The sequence below is a fragment of the Chryseobacterium sp. Tr-659 genome (genome assembly GCF_011752975.1).
Taxonomy (GTDB): Bacteria; Bacteroidota; Bacteroidia; order Flavobacteriales; family Weeksellaceae; genus Chryseobacterium.
The window spans coordinates 230577-251217 of the sequence record NZ_VWWP01000006.1 but is presented as its reverse complement, the minus strand read 5'-3'; the positions used below and the strand labels follow the sequence as shown (position 1 = coordinate 251217).

At 35.2% G+C, this 20641-nt stretch carries 17 protein-coding genes; 5 read left to right on the top strand and 12 right to left on the bottom strand.

Annotated features, from left to right (window positions below):
* Positions 1 to 98 precede the first annotated feature (98 nt).
* Positions 99 to 1679: a histidine kinase gene (locus F3J23_RS14600; protein ID WP_228455344.1), complete on the top strand. Its 1581-nt coding sequence runs from the start codon at positions 99 to 101 to the stop codon at positions 1677 to 1679.
* Complete coding sequence (locus F3J23_RS14595; RefSeq protein WP_167030431.1) at positions 1676 to 2374, top strand: LytR/AlgR family response regulator transcription factor; 699 nt, start codon at positions 1676 to 1678, stop codon at positions 2372 to 2374. The genes F3J23_RS14600 and F3J23_RS14595 overlap by 4 nt, the downstream gene beginning before the upstream one ends.
* A gap of 37 nt (positions 2375 to 2411) precedes the next feature.
* Here F3J23_RS14595 and F3J23_RS14590 read toward each other — a convergent pair whose 3' ends face one another.
* The gene (locus tag F3J23_RS14590) at positions 2412 to 3656 is read right to left on the bottom strand and encodes a hypothetical protein (protein ID WP_167030428.1); all 1245 of its coding nucleotides are present in this window, start codon (positions 3654 to 3656) and stop codon (positions 2412 to 2414) included.
* Positions 3657 to 3865: 209 nt separating this feature from the next.
* Between F3J23_RS14590 and F3J23_RS14585 the strand changes: the two genes are divergently transcribed.
* The 3 genes from F3J23_RS14585 to F3J23_RS14575 all read left to right on the top strand — a co-directional run bounded on the left by F3J23_RS14585 (position 3866) and on the right by F3J23_RS14575 (position 5848).
* The gene (locus F3J23_RS14585; protein ID WP_167030425.1) at positions 3866 to 4354 is read left to right on the top strand and encodes a GNAT family N-acetyltransferase; all 489 of its coding nucleotides are present in this window, start codon (positions 3866 to 3868) and stop codon (positions 4352 to 4354) included.
* A gap of 254 nt (positions 4355 to 4608) precedes the next feature.
* Positions 4609 to 4827, top strand: a complete 219-nt coding sequence (locus F3J23_RS14580; protein WP_167030422.1) for a hypothetical protein — start codon at positions 4609 to 4611, stop codon at positions 4825 to 4827.
* A 205-nt stretch (positions 4828 to 5032) separates the two neighbouring features.
* The gene (locus tag F3J23_RS14575) at positions 5033 to 5848 is read left to right on the top strand and encodes a toll/interleukin-1 receptor domain-containing protein (protein ID WP_167030419.1); all 816 of its coding nucleotides are present in this window, start codon (positions 5033 to 5035) and stop codon (positions 5846 to 5848) included.
* A gap of 31 nt (positions 5849 to 5879) precedes the next feature.
* Here F3J23_RS14575 and F3J23_RS14570 read toward each other — a convergent pair whose 3' ends face one another.
* From F3J23_RS14570 to F3J23_RS14520, 11 genes are all read right to left on the bottom strand, one after another.
* Positions 5880 to 6257, bottom strand: coding sequence for a hypothetical protein (locus F3J23_RS14570; RefSeq protein ID WP_167030416.1), 378 nt, complete (start codon positions 6255 to 6257; stop codon positions 5880 to 5882).
* A gap of 22 nt (positions 6258 to 6279) precedes the next feature.
* Positions 6280 to 6720 (bottom strand): lysozyme, encoded by a 441-nt coding sequence (locus tag F3J23_RS14565; RefSeq protein WP_167030414.1) that lies wholly within the window; start codon positions 6718 to 6720, stop codon positions 6280 to 6282.
* Positions 6717 to 7280 carry a hypothetical protein gene (locus F3J23_RS14560; protein ID WP_167030411.1) on the bottom strand — a complete coding sequence of 188 codons (564 nt, stop codon included), beginning with the start codon at positions 7278 to 7280 and terminating at the stop codon, positions 6717 to 6719. The genes F3J23_RS14565 and F3J23_RS14560 overlap by 4 nt, the downstream gene beginning before the upstream one ends.
* 209 nt (positions 7281 to 7489) lie before the next feature.
* A complete protein-coding gene (locus F3J23_RS14555; protein WP_167030408.1) occupies positions 7490 to 8806 on the bottom strand; it encodes an ATP-binding protein in 1317 nt (438 codons plus the stop codon).
* A gap of 1778 nt (positions 8807 to 10584) precedes the next feature.
* Entirely contained in the window at positions 10585 to 11325 is a 741-nt protein-coding gene (locus F3J23_RS14550) for a hypothetical protein (protein ID WP_167030405.1), read from the bottom strand.
* Between the two features lie 1150 nt (positions 11326 to 12475).
* Positions 12476 to 13330: a hypothetical protein gene (locus F3J23_RS14545; protein ID WP_167030402.1), complete on the bottom strand. Its 855-nt coding sequence runs from the start codon at positions 13328 to 13330 to the stop codon at positions 12476 to 12478.
* A 152-nt stretch (positions 13331 to 13482) separates the two neighbouring features.
* The gene (locus tag F3J23_RS14540) at positions 13483 to 14331 is read right to left on the bottom strand and encodes a hypothetical protein (protein WP_167030399.1); all 849 of its coding nucleotides are present in this window, start codon (positions 14329 to 14331) and stop codon (positions 13483 to 13485) included.
* A gap of 150 nt (positions 14332 to 14481) precedes the next feature.
* Positions 14482 to 15336: a hypothetical protein gene (locus F3J23_RS14535; protein ID WP_167030396.1), complete on the bottom strand. Its 855-nt coding sequence runs from the start codon at positions 15334 to 15336 to the stop codon at positions 14482 to 14484.
* A 403-nt stretch (positions 15337 to 15739) separates the two neighbouring features.
* On the bottom strand, positions 15740 to 16150 hold the full coding sequence (locus F3J23_RS14530; RefSeq protein ID WP_167030393.1) for a 5-fold beta-flower protein: 411 nt from the start codon (positions 16148 to 16150) through the stop codon (positions 15740 to 15742).
* 264 nt (positions 16151 to 16414) lie between these two features.
* Positions 16415 to 16942, bottom strand: a complete 528-nt coding sequence (locus F3J23_RS14525; protein WP_167030390.1) for a hypothetical protein — start codon at positions 16940 to 16942, stop codon at positions 16415 to 16417.
* A 13-nt stretch (positions 16943 to 16955) separates the two neighbouring features.
* Entirely contained in the window at positions 16956 to 20633 is a 3678-nt protein-coding gene (locus tag F3J23_RS14520) for a hypothetical protein (RefSeq protein WP_167030388.1), read from the bottom strand.
* Positions 20634 to 20641: the final 8 nt, after the last annotated feature.

The window sequence follows — 20641 nt, the reverse complement described above, 5'->3', positions numbered from 1 at the left end:
ATATTTACATTATGTACAAATTGTTATTCTTATTGACCTTACTCAGTATACTGACAACACCTATTATTCGTACTGAAGATCCAATACCTCTTTATAAAATGGGGGATAATATAACATGGGCATCTAAAGATTATGATGACAAAGACTGGTCTCAGACCAGAGGAAATACTGCAGACAAGATATTTTGGTCGAGAACACATTTTGAACTGCGTCAGGTAGAAGAAGAGTTAAAACCTCTCGGGGTCCAGATTCAATCTTTTGGTTCTTTCGAAGTCTATTGGGATGGGATACTGATCGGCCGGAATGGGCAACTTCCCCAAAATGGAAAGCCTGAAATTCCGGGCACTGAAAGCAGTTATTACAGGGTTCCCGACCAACTTACTACTCCCGGTTTTCACACCGTGGCTTTGCGCACCTCCCAATCATTTCTACCGGATATACAACGAACTATAGGTTTTAAGATGAACAGTTATACGACCTTATTAACAAAGCCTTTAGTGACAATGTCGTATATGAACCTGATGGCCGGAGCTTTTCTTATTGCAGCAGTCTATTATTTCTTTCTTTATCTGAACAGTAAACGCAGACAATGGGATATTCTGATCTTTGCTTCTATTTGTTTTCTCTTTTTTGCTTTGCTGATTATGGAATATCTGAAGTTTCATGTTTTTATTCCATACCCTGATTTTTATATACGTCTTGAAATCATCGGCTGGCTGACCTTTGCCAATGCATTGCTGGTTCCTTTATACTTTATCATTCAGTTTAATTTTAAAAGAGGAAAATGGCTGATGGTTCTGTTGGTTATAGCACTATTATCACTTTATATTCTCAATTACAAATCTTATGATCTTACCGCCCGTCTGTATAGTTTAGCGATGCTGATCGCTTCTTTCATTGTAGTCTTTAGTGGTATTATTCAAAAAGAAAAAGGAGGTTTTATTGCTTTGTCAGCACTTATAATCAGTGCTTTAATTAATAAGTTTGTACTTTATGATTATGGTTTATTCATCAGCTTTACAGTCATAGTGCTGAGCATGCTCTATCTTCATTCTATCCGTGCTAGTGTTATTGAAGTGGAGCACCAAAATGCAGTAATGCTTTCTTCAAGGCTACAACTGGAATTGCTTAAAAAGAATATTCAACCTCATTTTTTAAGAAATACCCTTACCTCCATGATGGATTGGGTAGAAGAATCCCCTAAAGAAGGTTCCCGGTTTATACAAGCGTTGGCTAAAGAATTTGATATCATGAACGAGATTTCCGAACTGGCTCAGATTCCCATTACAAAAGAACTGGAGCTCTGCCGGCAACATATATCAATAATGGGTTTTCGCAAGGAAATCAATTATCAATGGGAAGAAATTGGGATAGATGAAAAACAATTGATTCCCCCGGCTATTATCCATACCTTACTGGAGAATGGTATAACCCACAGTGAACCTCTTCCCGGAAATACCGTTAAATTTGTACTTTCTTATAGTTTAAAAGAGAAGACCCATCAATATACTTTTGAAACATTTGCAAAAAACCGGAAGGTACTGACAAGCCGATCCGGAGGAAATGGCTTTAAATATATAAAAGCAAGGCTCACTGAAAGTTACGGACACAACTGGACATTCGAGTCAGCTCCTGTTGAAAATGGATGGATATCTACAATTCATATTTTAAGACCATGAATATTCTGATTATAGAAGACGAGGCCAGGATTGCACGTCGTCTCGAGCGTATGACAATTGAATTTTTTGCCAGTACATCTGTTGAGATTACTATTTGTGATTCTTTGCAGAGAGGTCTTGATCAGATGGCAATCCAGCTTCCTGATCTTCTGTTACTTGATCTTAATCTCAATGGAGATAATGGGTTTGAAGTATTGGAACATATGGTAGCTGCTTCTTTTCATACGATTATTGTTTCTGCCAATATTGATAAAGCAATCACCGCATTTGCGTATGGTGTACTCGATTTTGTTCCTAAACCTTTTGATCAGGAAAGATTTTTTAAAGCCTTGACCCGGTTTGTCAGCCCTGCTGTAAAGGCTGAAGAAGATCTCAAATACCTGGCCGTAAAGAAGGCGGGGCAGGTACGGCTCATCAATATAGCGGAAGTAATTTATATCAAAGGGGCCGGAATATATACCGAACTGCATCTTAATAACGGACGGACTGAACTGCATGATAAATCTCTTGAATTATTACATCAGCTTCTTCCTGATCAATTTGAACGGATTCACAAATCCTATCTGGTAAACTTTCTGCAGGTTGAAAAAATGCTTGTGAACACCGGAACACGTTATAGTGTATTGCTTAAAACCGGCGAGATACTACCTGTAGGCCGATCAAAATATAAAGAACTTAAAAACAAAACCATATAATTTTCAAAGCTTAATAATATGTTAATCCAGATCTCTCCTATTCATACTTCGAAAAATCCACAGCAAAAATACAGCGGTTAACCTGGCTGCCATTTTGGGCTCCGGCATTGGGCTCATATTCCGTAAGGCTCCATAGATAACCATATTGAGATTCATAATAGAGAGATTCTGCTCCATACGGCCATCGGTAGCGGACGGTATCATCAGCTCCATCGGTATATCTTGCCAGCCTGGCATTGGAACCATAAGAATTGCTTGGAGATCCGGTACACGAAAGCCATGTTCTGTTTCCTTTTCTGAATACTCCCTGAATGCCATGAGCATGATTATCGGCAAAAAGACTATTCTTGGGAGCTACGCTAACAATCCCTGAACTCTGAAGCATTCCGTTAGCATCAACAGGAAAACCAAAAACTTTAGGAACAATGGAAGCATCAGCACTTCCTGCATAGTATTGGCCGGTCCAAAGCTGGTTTCCTTCATCATTGACCTGTATTGTGGAGAAAGGGCCGGCATTATTAATCTTCTGATATCCTGTTTGAGGCAATATATACCGATAATTGAAAGCAAATAAATTCCCGTTGGCATCTTTACCGCATTTGTCGTTGGTAGTATCACCTGTACCCACCTCGATAATTTTATCCAGATCGAATATTCTGACTCCAAGATTGGTACTGCTGAGATATATTTTTCCTTTAAAATAGGCAATACCGCCGGCATGTACTTTTAAAGGAGCATAAGAGCCATATTGGGTATAGTTTGTGATATTGGCAGGAATATCGGGCTGTACCAGAAGGATATGCCGATACGTTAAGTAAGTGCTTGAACTCGGGCTGATGTCAATCAGAGTAATACGGGAGCCTTTGTATTCGGCATCATCTTTTGCATACCAGCTCACCAGCAGATAACGAACGCCATCTTTGGTAAATCCTGCAATTCCCTGCGGCCGCCAGATAGAGGTAGTTTCATCATCGGTATTCCAACGGATTCCTCTTACTCTGTTTTCTTCCGGTATATTGAATCCGTAAACTTCGGTGTAAGTATTTCCACCAATAGCCTGCCTATTTTTATTAATCTGGGCTGGATTTAAAAAGTTAAAGCCTGAACTAATATAGTTACTGGTATCTACGTAAGCATCAACACTGGTATCTGTGGCTGCTCTACCTGCATTCATTTTCAATGGAAGTTCTTCTTCGGGTGAAGCGGCAATTTCATTATTCTGACATCCAATGCTTGCTAATGTAAGCATAAGCAAACATCCTAATATTTGTTTTTGAATCATGGTTTGTTTTTAAGTATAGTACGCCTTATTAAAAGTTCGTCAATTGCTTACGAAACTACCGGATTCTATTTGTATTAACGTCACCTCAACGTTAAGTCTGTATTAAACTTTATGGTTTCGGTACTTCTGAAATACTAAATACAACATCTAAAATTTGTTTCCTCATCATAATATTTAATTACATTTGAAAAAACTGCTCAATTTACAAAATGGACGATATTACCTATAAAATAACTCTCCGCCCAACAACTGTTGATGATTTAAATAGTCTCTTTGAATTTCAGCTTGACCAGGAAGCCAGTCATCTGGCAGCATTTACATCACAGGATTCTGAAAATAAAGAAGCTTATCTGGCCAAATACACCAGATTGCTGAATAATCCTACCGTTAATAATCAGACTATTATTATCGGTAATGAGATTGCGGGAAGCGTTGCAAAATTTATGATGGAAGGTGATGCTGAAATCACTTATTGGATTAATAAAGATTTCTGGGGAAAAGGTGTTGCCACAAAAGCATTGAAAGATTTTCTTATCATAGAGAAGACCAGGCCTATTTTCGGACGTGTTGCTTTCGATAATTTTGGTTCACAGAAAGTTTTAGAAAAATGTGGATTTGTCAAAATCGGCACTGATAGAGGTTTTGCGAATGCCAGACAGGCTGAGATTGAGGAATTTATTTACAGACTTGATAGTTAATTCGGAAGATCAATTCATAATACTATGGAAAACCTTAGTTGCATATTCAGATTTAGGTATATATTCGAAATGAAAAAATAATAATTACCCACTGAAATAAAAACTCCCCAACAAGGGAAAAAATAAAAATCATTCTCACATCAAATACAGTGTTATATTTAATTTAAATATGCAAAAATTTAGAATTTTATGATATAATCCATAATATAAGTATGTAAATTATTTGTATTTTCGCAACCTTAAAAATTGTTAACATGATATTCGAATTTACATTAGAACATTGGGTACCAATTAATGGGGGATATACTTTAAAGTTAGATATTAACTTAGGAAATAACATAGACAAAGCAAAGGTTCAGATTTACAGATTAATAAAAGGAGTTCCTACATTATCTTCTTATATTCCATCAATCACAGATACGCTAACGCTCAATTCTTCAAATAAATTTTCAGGATTTGTTGTTATCAGATAGAATTAAATTTACACTACGAATTCCTGCAAACCAAAAACCCTCCCCAAAGGGAGGACATTAAAAAAACTTTCTTGTACTGTTTGATCGTATCAAATACAAACACCGTAAATATACGGTGGTACTATAGTAATAACTCTACGGGAAACCGTAATGAAATAAAATAAATTTTGTCATATTTGCGACTAAAAACTAAATATACAACTATATGGCAAAAATATTTTTATCACATATTCATGATGAAAAAGAATTAGCACTTATTATCAAAAAAGCAATTGTAGAGGAATTCAGTGGATTCGTTGAGGTTTTCGTATCTTCTGATGGGGAGTCAATTACACCAGGAGCTAATTTTTTGAAACGTATTGAGGATAGTCTATTAGAGTGTGTAGGTGCTATTTATTTGATTAGCCCTAAATCAGTTAAAAGGAACTGGATCAATTTTGAGCTAGGAGCTATATGGATTAGAAATTCATTAAGTATTCAAAACGGTGGGCCAGAAATACCAGCTATTCCTGTTTGTCATAGTAATATAGTCCCTTCATCATTACCTATGCCACTAACTAACTTAAATGCAATTTCCGCAAACAATTCTGCACAATTAGAATTAAGCTTTAGAAGTATTCAAATAGCAGTTGGGGGCAAAGGCAACCTAAAAACTGATTTTGATGCATTAGCAAAATCAATTAATGAATTTGAACAAGTATATACAATTGGCGATAGCCTTGTTAAACTATTTAAACTGTTTAATGGAAATTATTCTCAGATGAATGATTTAATAAATCTTGCCCATGAGCAAAAGGATCTAGATACAATTGACCTTTCCTTAGGTATGACAGATGCTAACATAATCAAAGAGGTGATAAATATAGAAAAAGGGAATCTTAAAGAATATATAAGTGTTCATACCACCAACAATGGCATTTATTTTTCTCCATCTGGATCCCAAAATGCTGGGCAATTAATGATTAAAATTGCCCCTAAAATAATAATCAAATTTGAAAGTCTACTTAAATCAATTTATTAAAAAAAATTCCCCACTGTTAGGTGGGGAATTTTTATATTCTAATTTTTACAGGTTTTTTTTTACCAATTAGATTTAAAGCGAGATAAACTTCTCCTTTTATACTAAATTTATAATATTGAGATATCTTAATACTATAAATATCATGGGGTTGAATACGAATAATATAAAAATCTGCTTCGTTGCCTAAATCTACATCTTTACCATTCTTCACTATTGAAAATTGCTTAATAAACACAGTCCTGTTTGACTTATTATAAATAGTTATGACATCATCTTCCTCTGGATTACCCGTAAAAAAATGGCTAATATCGAATTTTGGCTGCATTTTCCATATTTCTCGTAAAAATAGAAATGTTGATAGTGTTGCTGCATAAATTGCAGTTAGATTCGCTACATTTTCTGGTATCATGTTTTTTAGCAAAAATACTGATCTACTTAGCAAAAAACAAATCCGCTTCAGCCTTTCTTCTCCTAATCAAACCGTTTAATGTTTTACCACCGGCGGTAATATATTTTGTAGTAAACCAATTTCTGATCTCTGTTTCTCCTGCTCTTTTATTAATCAAAGAAAACAAGCCATCTGAGCCCCCTGTATTATAGGTATGTGATACAAGTGCGTCAAACTGATTCTGGTTAAGAACCACCTTCACTTTAGCATTCACTATTTTTTCGTAAGTGGGTAAAACAGATGAAAATAACTCTACTCCTTTTTCTTTACTGATAGCAGGATCATTCATCGTTACTTTTTTTCCTCCCGGATAGTAAGTGTTTCCATAACCTATTGTAGGAATTCCCGCAGAATCCAGGTAAGGCTTAGCACTGAAACCTTCAAATGATATAATCAGATTGATTCCTTTTTGTGATGTTTTCATTTCTTTAAATATTTATAAGTGAAAAAGATGAGTATTAAAGTGATTCCGACGATGGTAATAAAAATCCAGGCTGCAGCATCAAATCCATTCAGTTTTATCTTTTGGGTTTCTTCGGAAACTTTTGAAGCTATTTCTTTGAGGCTTTCTTTTGAAGCCGTCTTCTGAGTTACATCCTGAACAATTTTTGCGGATACTTCTTTTTTAACCTCCGTTTTCTGATTGTTGGCCTTTGTATAATGATTACTGATTGTATATTCTGCATTTCCCATAATGGAAATACTTTGGAGGGTATCATTGCCCACAACATTATGATAAACAAAGGGATTATCTCCATCAGATTTTCCCCGGATCAGTAAATCGCCGGATATCTCATTTTTTTCTTCTTTCTGCAATACATCATCAGATTGGCTCTGAATTGACTGCAAACTTTGTAAACTGGAAGAATCAACTTTAATTCTCTCCGATTCTTTTGTATTTTCTTTATGAGTAGTGGTAATTTTATGCTTAGTTCGGCAGCTCAATAGGATACTGCTCAGTAAGATCAGTAACAGAATTTTCATTTTCATTGGTTTTTGTTTTTAAAATTGAACAAGTTTAGACTTCTATTTCCCTGAAGTTTTGAAAACGAGGAAGCCGGATGGTATTCTTAAGGGAGCCAGGATTGGAAGCAATTTCATTGATTTTTCTAAGAAAATACATCTTTGCTTAATGAAAACAGTCTTCTGTAATAACCAAAAATAGATTATCATTTTTTTTGACTGATCTGTTTTTAAGCAAATATTTTATCTTCTTTCACATATTCTTTTTTGATGCATTCTAATAATCTATCCAGACTTACTTTATAGCCGGGTTCTTTTGATGCAATTGTTTTTAAACTGACATCTTGTATGACATTCATAATATTAGAACCGGTTAGTTCATATCGGTTGGCGATTTGTTCTAAATCAATGTCTTCAAGCTGTAATTGTTCCGGTAAATTTTGCTGCCAGATACGCAGACGTTCTTCATACTTTGGATTATTGAATTGTATGCAGCTGTGAAAACGTCGTGTAAAGGCTTTATCCATATTATTTTTAAAGTTGGATGCCAGAATAATTAACCCTGAAAAAGTTTCTATTCTTTGTAATAAGTAAGAAACTTCCTGATTGGCATATTTATCGTGAGCATCTCTCACAGAGGTTCGTTTTCCAAAAATAGCATCTGCTTCATCAAAAAATAAGATCCAGTTTTTATTTTCTGCTTTATCAAATAACTTAGCCAATTGCTTTTCTGTTTCTCCAATATATTTTGAGACCAGCATCGAAACATCAACTCTGAAAACAGGACGGTTGGTATATTTTCCCAGAAGGCTTGCCGCAAGAGTTTTTCCTGTTCCCGGTTCTCCGTAGAACAATACCCTGAAGCCAGGTTTAAGTTTTTTCTGCATGTCCCAATCTTCCATAAGAATGCGGCTGCTATTGTACCAGGCCTCAATACTTTGAAGTTCATATAATGTGGCTTGAGGAAGTATTAGATCTGCCCATGATCGACGGGTCTGCAGCTGCTCTGCCGGAAAATCATTACTCATTTTGGGTAATAATTCTACCCCAAAAATTAAAGTATTAAAAGCTTCATGATGAACATTTATCTGACTGTTTACGCCAGCAGATTCATGAGCTGAATGTGAAAAAATAATGAGCTCTTCTTTAATCAAAACTGAATTTGAACTGAAATAATCCAGCGCTTTCAATCGTTCTGAAATACTCTCTCCTCCTAAAATATATTGAACAGCCTGAACTGTAGGATAAAAGAGCCTGCCATTATCATTGGTTGAGCAAAAATCGAACAACGCACTATTAGGAAATTCCAGATAAATACGTTTCAACAATGACGGGTCCAATCGTGGCAATAAAGCCATTAAAAGAACAACAACCTCCTGATGGGCAAGCCCTTTCCCTGAAATATAATCTCCCAATTGAAAATTCTCATGGTCACTAGTTTTAAATTCAGGAGCTCCTATATTAAAATCTTCTGAAGCATTATGTATACGCCATGTAATAACATTCTCTAAATGAGTAAATAAATTTTGTAATTGTTTTGACTCCATTGATTTCTTTATTTTGTTTATTTTTGAAACATCCACTCATTTGTTCCTAAAAAGTTACCCCAACCGAAAAGTGTTTCCCATCAGAGAGTCTTACCAAACTGCCGAAGCAGTTTTTGTATGAAAGTCTATCCCCTACTGGATTTCCTACTTGTTCAAGAATCAGGACTCTGCTTTTGCAGAATCTCTATCTACTCCTGAAAGAAAATGACTGCGATAAAATCTGCCATTTTCAACTATCGGAAGAGATTCTTTTGCTCACGCATTAAAAAATTCCGACTTTTTCAGGAGCAAAAGGTTTCCCGTTATTGATACTCTTACTCGGTTGAGGTAATTTTTATATTTGTTATGTTTTTAAAATATTGTGTAATGCATCTTTACAATGCTTATATTTTATCTTCTGGTGTGGCTTTTATAAACCTCAACCGAAAAGTGTTTCCCATCGGAGAGTCTTACCAAACTGCCGAAGCAGTTTTTGTATGAAAGTCTATCCCCTACTGGATTTCCTACTTGTTTAAGAATCAGGACTCTGCTTTCACAGAATCTCTATCTACTCCTGAAAGAAAATGACTGTGATAAAATCTGCCATTTTCAACTATCGGAAGAGATTCGAATGCCCGCGCATTAAAAAATTCCGACTTTTTCAGGAGCAAAAGGTTTCCCGTTATTGATACTCTTACTCGGTTGAGGTAATTTTTATATTTGTTATGTTTTTAAAATATTGTAATGCATCTTTACAATGCTTATATTTTATCTTTTGGTGTGGCTTTTATAAACCTCAACCGAAAAGTGTTTCCCATCGGAGAGTCTTACCAAACTGCCGAAGCAGTTTTTGTATGAAAGTCTATCCCCTACTGGATTTCCTACTTGTTCAAGAATCAGGACTCTGCTTTCACAGAATCTCTATCTACTCCTGAAAGAAAATAACTGTGATAAAATCTGCCATTTTCAACTATCGGAAGAGATTCTTTTGCCCGCGCATTAGAAAATTCCGACTTTTTCAGGAGCAAAAGGTTTCCCGTTATTGATACTCTTACTCGGTTGAGGTAATTTTTATGTTTGTTATGTTTTTAAAATATTGTAATGCATCTTTACAATGCTTATATTTTATCTTTTGGTGTGGCTTTTATAAACCCCAACCGAAAAGTGTTTCCCATCGGAGAGTCTTACCAAACTGCCGAAGCAGTTTTTGTATGAAAGTCTATCCCCTACTGGATTTCCTACTTGTTCAAGAATCAGGACTCTGCTTTCGCAGAATCTCTATCTACTCCTGAAAGAAAATGACTGCGATAAAATCTGCCATTTTCAACTATCGGAAGAGATTCTTTTGCTCACGCATTAAAAAATTCCGACTTTTTCAGGAGCAAAAGGTTTCCCGTTATTGATACTCTTACTCGGTTGAGGTAATTTTTATATTTGTTATGTTTTTAAAATATTGTGTAATGCATCTTTACAATGCTTATATTTTATCTTCTGGTGTGGCTTTTATAAACCTCAACCGAAAAGTGTTTCCCATCGGAGAGTCTTACCAAACTGCCGAAGCAGTTTTTGTATGAAAGTCTATCCCCTACTGGATTTCCTACTTGTTCAAGAATCAAAACCCTGCTTTCGCAGAATCTCTATCTACTCCTGAAAGAAAATGACTGCGATAAAATCTGCCATTTTCAACTATCGGAAGAGATTCTTTTGCTCACGCATTAGAAAATTCCGACCTTTTCAGGAGCAAAAGGTTTCCCGTTATTGATACTCTTACTCGGTTGAGGTAATTTTTGTGTTAGTTATTAATCAATAACATAGCTCATTAAATCATTCTCTCCTCCCAAAACAATTTTTATTTTAGTGGGCTGTGACCTATATTTCGTTCCGTTAACATCAATCTCCAAACACATTTGAATTAGAGAATATGGTTTTCTGTGATGAACTGTATGTCTGAATGATCCTGGTCTTTTCATTGTCCCTGATGGATAAAATTCTTTGTAATCTTTATTAGGTCTGAAATAGTGAATAGGATTGATGTCTATCTCCATTTCATGGGACGTTACTCGATATTCGGACTGTCTGCTCCAAGACTCTGCATCTGGTGGAAGTTCCTGATAAAAACCCGGGTCTTTCACAAATTTACTTTTAAGTGTTTTTCTTTGTTTATAACGTTTTATAATGATTTTAGGCTGGTATTTATCAACATCTAATTCATTTGATAATTTTATTTTTAAATATTTATACCCTACATATCGGCTTAAAACATGTATATAACCATCTATTTTCTTTGGTGCTGAATTGGCCATCTCCGCTTCTACAATCGCGTGCCCTCTGCCTGAAAGCTGGATATTTTCAGCTAAATAGAAATGGTAATATTTCATTGTATAATTTCCTGAGGCTTTTATATCTAATCCGAAATTAAACTCATTTAAATGAACATAGTTATCAATGAATCGGCCGAACTGACTTTGTGTTGGATATTTACCTGTTTCAAAATAGGTTTTCAGCTCCTCTCTTTGGGTTAATTTATTTATTTCTTCCATAATATTTTAGTTTTCTTTATTGTGTATGTTCCTAGTATAATTGTTTTCCGGAGCTAATTACCGTTAATGATTTAAAGTTCAAAATTCATTCTTTTTTTGTTCTTATAAAAGTTTTTTACCCTGTTCATTCTGTAGTTGCAGCAACCCATATATATATGATAAACAAATCATTATAACTCTCCTACATAACTCAGTTTTTTTCATTTTCTGCAATGCATTTCCATCTTCCGTTTTCACGGAATTTATTATTTGCTTTTGAAAAAAATAGATATAACAACCCTCATTCCGGTTTCCGGATGAAATTCCAATGGAAAAAGCGTCTCGTAATGGAGTATCGCGCCCGACTGAAGATGTATTTTAAGTAATGAGAATGTAGTGGATTACTTCTCTGCTGTTTTGTGAATTCAATTTTTTATATTGACAAAATACAGCTTGTTTTTGTTACATAATAGCAATTACTATCTATGTTATGATTTCCAGTTCAAAATTAATCACTTTTTTGTTCTTATAAAAGCTTTTCGACCTCTCTATTCTGTAGTTGCAGCAGCTCTTATATTTTTGAAACTGATGATTTTATTTCTTAGTTTCTGAGTTCAAAATTCGTTCTTTTTTTGTTCTTATAAAAGTTTTCCGCCTTCTCTATTCTGTAGTTGCAGCAGCTCTTATATTTTTGAAACTGATAATTTTATTGCTTAGTTTCTGAGTTCAAAATTCGTTCTTTTTTTGTTCTTATAAAAGTTTTCCGACTTCTCTATTCTGTAGTTGCAGCAGCTCTTATATTTTTGAAACTGATAATTTTATTTCTGAGTTTCTGAGTTCAAAATTCGTTCTTTTTTTGTTCTTATAAAAGTTTTCCGCCTTCTCTATTCTGTAGTTGCAGTAACTCTTATATTTTTGAAACTGATAATTTTATTTCTGAGTTTCTGAGTTCAAAATTCGTTCTTTTTTTGTTCTTATAAAAGTTTTCCGCCTTCTCTATTCTGTAGTTGCAGTGACTCTTATATTTTTGAAACTGATGGCTTTATCGCTTAGTTTCCGAGTTCAAAATTCGTTCTTTTTTTGTTATTATAAAAGTTTTTCGACCTCTCTATTCTGTAGTTGCAGCAGCTCTTACTTTTTATGAGGACATTGGCTATTCTTCAAATAATTATTATTTATTTATAACATAATTACATTCAATTCTTACCTTTCTCACTCCTCTTGCCTCACCTCCGTACCAGGAATCCTGATTTTGTCCGCCTAATAAGTGGCCAGTAGCTAAAAGATTATTATTATCTTCATCATAGATATCACATTGCACTTCATAATTAATTCCCCGAAGGTCCGCATTATAATAAAAGTATAAATAATCCCACATATCATAATGATGAGTAACAGTATTTTCAACTGTAAATTCATTACTCCATAAACCTGATTGTACTCTATATTGGATAGGTATTTCCGTATTATTAACAAACTTAACGTTTGTATTTACAACCTTTACTTTTTGTCCGAAATCTAATTTGCCGATTTGTATGGGCAATTTGTTTTCCTTCAGTTTTCCGAAATCAAAACCCTCAGGAATCAGATCCAGGTTGTTTCCGAACATCCTGTAAATTGCATAACTTTGACTTAATTGATAGCTCAAAGCATAATATTCGGTTCCGCTTAATTCTTCTACTGAAATCTTTTTTGCTTTAATGGTATAAGGTGCACTGCCTAGTAAGAATCGTTTTTCGATATTTCCATTGGTATTTTTTACGATGATCTCCTGATCTTTTTCATCCTGTGAGCTTATCACAATCGGAAATTTTAAAGTTCCGACATTACTTACAGCATAATAAACAAATACATTATCAATAGATGCCAGACTATTGGCAAGCATTGCTACTTCTTTATTGCTTAGAGCATCTTCTTTATGTCTTAAAGAATCTATAAAATTCGAAAATTGGCTTTGTGTAGGATGTTTACCTGTTTCAAAATAGGTTTTTAATTCTTCTCTTGATTTTAATTCATTTTTTTCCATAGTAGTTTACTATCTTGGTTCTTGGATCCTATGATTAGTGTGGTTTAAAGTTCAAAATTCATTGTTTTTTCATTGTAATAAATGATTATTCTGTTACCATTATTTCAATGATAAAAAAGTTGTTGTTCAAATTTTTCAATTTGATTATTTTTTTATTTTGCAGCATAACTGCATTCAATTCTTAGATTTCTTACGCCCCTTACCTGATTGCCACCCCAAACATCCTGATTATTTTGTTTTGCATTTAAATAGGCTGTCATTAAAAGTTTTTCATGATCCGCATCATACATTTTACATTCTATGGATCGATCTGATTCCCGAAGATCTGCGCTATACCAAAATGATAAAACATCCCAGGCATCATAATGGTCTGTAATAATGTCCCCACTTATGTTTGTCAATCCCCAGTAAGTTGCGGATGTTCCATATAAAATGGACGCTTGGGTTTTATTAACCAGCTTGATATTGGTATTGATAATATTTATTTTTTGTTCAAGCTTCTGTTTGCCAATACCTAAGAATAGGCTTTTCCCTTTAAACGTTCCAAGTTCGGTCCCTTTTAGAATCATAGGCAGATTGTTTCCGAACAGTTTATTGATGGCGAAACCATCTGCCTGGCATCTCAAAGAATAATATTCGGTTTCACCTAATCCGTCTGCAGGAAATTCTTTTACTTTAACAGAGTAAGGTGCACTCCCCAGCAAATATCTTTTTTCACCGCTGACGCTTTCTCTTACTGCAATCTCCTGGTCTTCTTCATCTCCTGAGCCTATCGCTATCAAGAATTCTTTATCTCCGATATTATTTCCGGTATATTCAATGTACCCGTTATCCATAAGCTGTAAACGATTAGCTATAATGACAGCTTCTTTATTAGTCAGTTCATCTTTTTTATGTTTTAAAGAATTGACCAAATCCGAAAATTGACTTTGCGTGGGATATTTCCCTCCTTCAAAATAAGTTTTTAACTCTTCTCTTGGGATTAATTTATGTTCTTCCATAATAGATTGGTATTCTCACCACTTATCTTTTAACATCATTGCTTTTCGGTTCAAGACTATTGATATTTTAAAGTCTGAATTCAGCATTCCTGCGATGTTTTTTCTTAAAAGATACTGGCCTTTTTTATTTACATATTTTCAGTTTGATTTTTATTTTATAGCATAATGACATTCAATTCTCAGGCTTCTGATTTGCCTAGTTGCTTCACCCGCCATAATATTTTGATTGTTTTGTCTGGCATTTAAATTGGCCGTCCTTAGAAGCGCTCCGGTATTCGCATCATACACATTACATTCTATAGACTGATCAGTTTTACTCAGGTCTGCTTTTAAATATAAATACAGATAATCCCATAAATCATAATGATCAGTAACAATATCTTTATCTGTGTAGATATAAGCCCAATAACCCGACTGCGTCATATATTGAATAGGAATTTCAGTTTTATTTACGAACTGAATGCTCGTGTTTACAACCTTCATTTTTTGTCCCGGATTTATCTTTTCTATTCGAAAGGTTAAGTTTTTATCTTCCATTGTTCCAAATTCAAATGCGCCGGGAATGGCAGGCAGTGTATTTCCGAATAATCGAGTCATCGCAGAGGATGGTCCTATTTGGCAATTCAAATGATAGTATTCTGTCTCTCCTAACCCTTCTGCAGGAAATTCTTTTGCTCTAATGGTATAAGGCGCATTACCAAAGAAGTATAATTTTTTTGAATTGCCTTGGGTTTCGTTTATTGTAATTAACTGATCTTCTTCATCTTCCGATTTTACAGCGATTACAAATTTCTTATCTCCAATATTATTTCCGGTATACTCAATGTATCCGTTATCTATACTTTCTAAACTATTGGCAATCATTACGGCTTCTTTGTTGGTAAGGATATCCGCTTTATGCTGTAAGGAATCTATTAAATCTGAAAACTGATCTTGCGTTGGGCGTTTCCCTTTTTCAAAATAGAGTTCTAATTCTTCTCTTGGGATTAATTCGTTTTTTTCCATAATACTTTATTACTATTCTTTACTGCTTGTCTTAATGAGTCTTATTGTTTGGAAGCGGATTGCGATTGATGATTTAAGTTCAAAATTCATCATTTTTCTATTTCTGTAAAAGTTTTTGGGGCTTTCCGTTCTGTAGTTGCAGTACCCTTTATTTCTCCGGGACCGGATGGATGGTTACTTCATTTTGAAATTCAAAATTCATCTTTTTTTAACTCCTGTGAAAGTTTTTGGAGCCTTCCATTCTGTAGTTACAGTAACCTTTGTTTTAAAGGCATGCACTGAGGATTCATTTAAAGATCAATCATGTATTTATTATAGAAAAAAGGCTCAGATTATAAAAATCCAAGCCTTGCTTTTTAAATTATGTATTGATTACATCATTTTCTTCCCGAAGATGTAATGATTAATTCATCCTGAAAAAGAAATAGACTACCGCCGCCCATTCTTTTCTAACGCCTCTGGCATACCCAATAGTACCATGGCTGCTGTTTTCTACCGTGCCATCATCCTTGATATAACCAATTGTCCCATGGCTGCTGTTTTCCACAGTACCATTACTTTTTATGTAACCCACCGTAGAATGACTGCCGTTCTCTATCGTTCCATCACTTTTGATGTAGCCAATCGTACCGTGGCTTTTGTTTTCAATAGTGCCATCACTTTTGATATACCCAACCGTGGAATGGCTGCTGTTTTCTATGGTACCATCACTTTTGATATAACCTGTGGTGCTGTGGCTCCCGGATTCTATAGTTTGGGCGCTTGCAAAGGAAAGGCTGAACAGAAGAGAGAAAATGAATAGTGGTTTTTTCATGGTTTGGATAGGTTATAATTTTTTATTATTAATTTGAATTATATATAATCTCGGTTTTTATATTTTGCTACAAGATACCAAGTTTTCATGAAATAGAAAAAGCCTTGTAAAAACAAGGCTCTTATGGTATTATTGAAAGAATTGTTTCCTGACTTTATAGAATCTATGATTTTATTTATCAAGACATACTCTCTATTTCAAATTATTTTTCTTAATAGATTCTAAATCGTCAATCAAATTTAAATTACTAACATAATTTAAGAGTTATCTAATATCAATATCAAATTTCTTGTTTTCTATATATTTCAGATTATATTCTAAATCTAAGTCCATTCTAAAATTATCTTCACTATCTCCAATACTTCCTACTACTAATTTATAATCAATACAATTAGCTATTTTTATAATAACATCATCTTTTATTTTATTCTTATTAATATAATTTTTATGAGTTTCTTTAAACGAGACTTCTATACCTTCTATAAATTGATCATCCCAAGAAAGATAATTTATATATAAAGCAAATTCAACATCATTATGTCTATAAGATAACAAGCCAAAACCTCCCCAAGAACATAACAAATCAATTATATCTTCATCGGACATTAGTTTATCTAATTCAATAGGCTCTTTCTCTTCTTCGTTCCTCTTGTCATTAAAAATAATTCGTTGGTACTCATCTTTCTCAAGTACAACATTTATGTCTTTAATCTTCTTATGAAAATTAGAAAGAAATGTTTTTGGATGTTGTTTTTCTTTAAGCAATACTAAAGTTGTATTATAACTTCCCATAGTTTTATATTTTTTATTTACTACCTTCTCTTACTTCTGTTACCCCTTTATCTAAAAGCCATTTTTTTAGCCTAGGATCTATATGGGGCATTCTAAATTGATATATCCATTTTTTTGGTGGTACAATCAAATTTCCATGAATATCAAATACTTTTCTTTTTCCATAAAACACATCTCTAAAAATTAAAAATTGATCATAAGCTTTACCAGATAATTTTTTAGCATTATCAAAGTTGTCACCAGATTTCACTTCGATCATTTCATCTTGTGTTAATACATCTATTTCTGTAAGATTACCAGGAGCTCCAATGGTTGCAAAAATATCTACGCCTATTTTAACATTCAACTGTCCGCTTTTTAAAGCATCTAAAGCCGTTCTAACTTCAGCATATTGATGCTTAGCCTTAGAACTACCTCCTTTTTCTATCTCAATAATTTCATTTAATGCCTCTTTACCACCTGGTAATTTTATCAACTTACTTATCTCATCAGGGGTCAATGGCTGATCACCTTCAAAATCAACTACAATTCTAGTTCCATCTATTTTAGGATTTACTTCACCATGGATATGTACCGTTTCTCTATCTTTTTCAACTTTATCAGTAACAATTTTAAGTTCTTTCAAATCGTAACGACTTTCCAAAATTCTAAGGCGCTTTTGTATCTCTTTTCTGTCTAAGTCTTTATTTCTTAACAGTTCAGTTCCTTCTTTGACACCAGCCTCAAGATCTTTTTGTTTTTCGGATGTGCTACGCAGATCTTCTCCTTTTTTCTCCTTCTTATCTTTCTTATCACCAACACCAATCTTCACAAGCAATCCTTTAGCCTTCCCTTTCACAAAGTTCCAGAACTTGACGATTGCATTTTCAATACGCTGGCGTATTTTTCGGATAACACCCACTACTTTATCTGCCAATCCGCCAATTCCCAATAACGAAGCTAAAAACCCAATCATGACAGGAACCGCTCTTCCCAATGCATTTTCTATTGATTTGGCTACAGCCCCTACATTTCCGCTGGCAATTGCTTTTATACTATCGGTAAACGCTTTTACCAGTTCCATAATTTGTGCTGCCCGCTGGATAAAGAATTTTACCACATCTATAATGGCCATTGCTGCTTTTATAAATGCTCCTACCGGAGTCAATAATCCCATTACCCATTTAATTCCAGCTTGTATTACCTGCGTCTGAATAATGTCCATAATGGCATCCATTACCGTAGCTTTAAGGTCGGCAAACTGGTCTTTCAGATAGTCCCAAAGTCCCGCGGCACCGTCTTTACGTACAACCTGTACTATTTCAAAACCTTTTTCAGAAGCGGTCTCAAGGACTTTCATTACAGGTTCGCCTATCACTCTGGCTCCAATCGCTCTGATTCCATCCCATGTTAAACCAAGCACCTGGGTGGTAATGGAGAAGACTCCTTTTAAAGAGAATACATCTTCCGGCATCGTTAAAGAAATACCTTTCATTGCTCCGGTCAGCCATCCGAAGAAGCCTGTCTTAAGGTGAGTCCAGATGTTGGTTCCGAAGTTAGTAAATCCTTGTGAAACTCCGGCAATAAGATTTTTGAAAAACCCTATCGGATCCATGATAATAGCCTGAATGGCACTGATAACACCGGACAATAAATTGGTAAGTGTATTTTTAATTTCAATAATAATAGCAAACACACTATTTTTAAGCACATCAAGAGCCTGATTAACCCATCCGCTGTTTTGTGTTTTTAAATCTGCAATTCTATTATCAATACTTGTTATATTGTCTGCATATTTTTTAGCCAGCACATCAATTAACGCATCCTTTTTACTGTTTACACTTTCTTCCAGTGCATTGAATTTGCTTTGGATCTCTGCAATGGCATCTTTTCCTATTTTCCTTAAGCTTGGTGATAAGCTATTCACATAAGTCTGTACCTCTTTTTTGCCTTTGGCGATTCTGGCTTTCGCTGCATTAAGCTGAGTGGTAACATGGCCTGCGATTTGGTCAATAAATTTATCCATGACTTTAATGTACAATTCCTTACCGCTGTCAAAAAACTTGTTGACCTCTTCAGGTAAGCCCGTAGCTTTATCCCATAACCATTTTCCAGCCGCCACTAAAGCACCGTATTTTGCATATGCATCTCCATAACGTTTCTTTTTATAGGCCTTCATTTCTTTATCAACATGGGCTTCAAATGCTTTTTTAGCTTCTTTGCTGCCATTATCAAATTTTTCTGCCACCGATTTGTCCAGATTATTTAAAATACCGTCGACATCGGTTTTGGATGTAAGATAAATACCATTAATATGATCGGCTATTTCTTTTCGTTTTTGACTGTCTTTGCCCGAGGTTTGCTTTTGTTCACCATGTACATTCCCTAATCCGCCTTTTCTAGCTCCATGCATGCCACTAATCTGATGTGCGGCTTGTGTTTGTGCCTCATTACGGGTTTTAGTCAACTCCTTATTTTCGTTGGTTCTGAACTCTTGAGCGGCGGCTGCACTTTGGGTTTTGGCTTTATTCTTTTGGGCCAAAGCATCCATAAACGTAGGCTCATTAGATGTTGCCAACATCGTATCGGTAACTCCATTGGCTTTCATTTCACTGTCGATACTTGCCGTTTGCTCTTTAATAGGCTGCTCTACGCTTGCTACATTTCTTTTCACCGGCATTGCTTTCGCTACATTAGGTGTACCCGGAGCATTACCTACATTTTGTGTTGGCATTTTTGCAACGGCACGAACAGGCTGTGCGGAGGTATCAGGTTGTGCAGCGGTTGCAGAAGCAATATCATTAGATGCGGCATTCTTCTCTTTTTTAACATCACCTACTGCCTTTTGATTGACTTCCTGTATATTGTTGTGTTTCTCAAATTCATCTGCCTGCTCTTCATTTTCCGGAAGCTTGATGCTGTGTATTTTTGCACTTAGCAAAGCTTTGAAATCTTCTTTCTTGAAGAGTCCCGGTTCCTTTTCAGCCATGGTATTCACCTGGCTTGCCTGCGCCATACTTTGACGTTCATTGGCAGGTGATGGTGCAGCAGCTTGTGCATCGCTGCTGGACTTTTGTGCCGGTTCATGACGTTTTTGCAATTGTGCTGTGGTATTGATACGGGTGCTCAATTCCATAAAACCAGGATTGTTATTAGCATTTGCAGAAGGCTGAGTTTCGGTGTTAGCCTCTGCAGCTTCATCTGTTGTTACTGGTTTGTTATTTTCTACTGCAGCTTTTGGTTTCTCTGCTATTTCTTTTTTTGCTACCGATTTTTCCGCTATGTTTACGTCCTGATTTTTCTTATTCGCCTGGTGAACCGCCGCTTGTTCCTGAACGGTTTTGGGCAGATAAGTTCCGGATTTAAGACTATGATAATCATGTGCCTGGTTCGGGCTCAAGGTTGTCATATATCCTTTCTCCATCTTTTGGGTATCAGGATGATTGATATCCCCGGTTTCAGCAAGACTCTCCTGAAATCTTTTATGCATGAGTTCCGAGCCTTGGCTATAAATAGTCTGTGAACCATGAACCGCCGGAATGGCAGTATTGATACCGATCCGACTGGCAGTTGGATCTTGAGTCTTTTGTGTTTGTATACCGACAACGCCTACCTCGGATAGAGGTACAACCACCTGTTCCTGCTGCCTTTGCTTTTTGCTCTGGCTCTGGTGGGATTTGCTGTCTTTTTCTACAGGATTTGCTGTTTTCATTGACTTAG

What these genes read in the sequence shown, in the direction of transcription:
- F3J23_RS14600 (WP_228455344.1), top strand. Translation starts at nt 99, where the DNA reads ATGGGGGATAATATAACATGGGCATCTAAAGATTATGATGACAAAGAC.
- F3J23_RS14595 (WP_167030431.1), top strand. Translation starts at nt 1,676, where the DNA reads ATGAATATTCTGATTATAGAAGACGAGGCCAGGATTGCACGTCGTCTC.
- F3J23_RS14590 (WP_167030428.1), bottom strand. Translation starts at nt 3,656, where the DNA reads ATGATTCAAAAACAAATATTAGGATGTTTGCTTATGCTTACATTAGCA.
- F3J23_RS14585 (WP_167030425.1), top strand. Translation starts at nt 3,866, where the DNA reads ATGGACGATATTACCTATAAAATAACTCTCCGCCCAACAACTGTTGAT.
- F3J23_RS14580 (WP_167030422.1), top strand. Translation starts at nt 4,609, where the DNA reads ATGATATTCGAATTTACATTAGAACATTGGGTACCAATTAATGGGGGA.
- F3J23_RS14575 (WP_167030419.1), top strand. Translation starts at nt 5,033, where the DNA reads ATGGCAAAAATATTTTTATCACATATTCATGATGAAAAAGAATTAGCA.
- F3J23_RS14570 (WP_167030416.1), bottom strand. Translation starts at nt 6,257, where the DNA reads ATGATACCAGAAAATGTAGCGAATCTAACTGCAATTTATGCAGCAACA.
- F3J23_RS14565 (WP_167030414.1), bottom strand. Translation starts at nt 6,720, where the DNA reads ATGAAAACATCACAAAAAGGAATCAATCTGATTATATCATTTGAAGGT.
- F3J23_RS14560 (WP_167030411.1), bottom strand. Translation starts at nt 7,280, where the DNA reads ATGAAAATTCTGTTACTGATCTTACTGAGCAGTATCCTATTGAGCTGC.
- F3J23_RS14555 (WP_167030408.1), bottom strand. Translation starts at nt 8,806, where the DNA reads ATGGAGTCAAAACAATTACAAAATTTATTTACTCATTTAGAGAATGTT.
- F3J23_RS14550 (WP_167030405.1), bottom strand. Translation starts at nt 11,325, where the DNA reads ATGGAAGAAATAAATAAATTAACCCAAAGAGAGGAGCTGAAAACCTAT.
- F3J23_RS14545 (WP_167030402.1), bottom strand. Translation starts at nt 13,330, where the DNA reads ATGGAAAAAAATGAATTAAAATCAAGAGAAGAATTAAAAACCTATTTT.
- F3J23_RS14540 (WP_167030399.1), bottom strand. Translation starts at nt 14,331, where the DNA reads ATGGAAGAACATAAATTAATCCCAAGAGAAGAGTTAAAAACTTATTTT.
- F3J23_RS14535 (WP_167030396.1), bottom strand. Translation starts at nt 15,336, where the DNA reads ATGGAAAAAAACGAATTAATCCCAAGAGAAGAATTAGAACTCTATTTT.
- F3J23_RS14530 (WP_167030393.1), bottom strand. Translation starts at nt 16,150, where the DNA reads ATGAAAAAACCACTATTCATTTTCTCTCTTCTGTTCAGCCTTTCCTTT.
- F3J23_RS14525 (WP_167030390.1), bottom strand. Translation starts at nt 16,942, where the DNA reads ATGGGAAGTTATAATACAACTTTAGTATTGCTTAAAGAAAAACAACAT.
- F3J23_RS14520 (WP_167030388.1), bottom strand. Translation starts at nt 20,633, where the DNA reads ATGAAAACAGCAAATCCTGTAGAAAAAGACAGCAAATCCCACCAGAGC.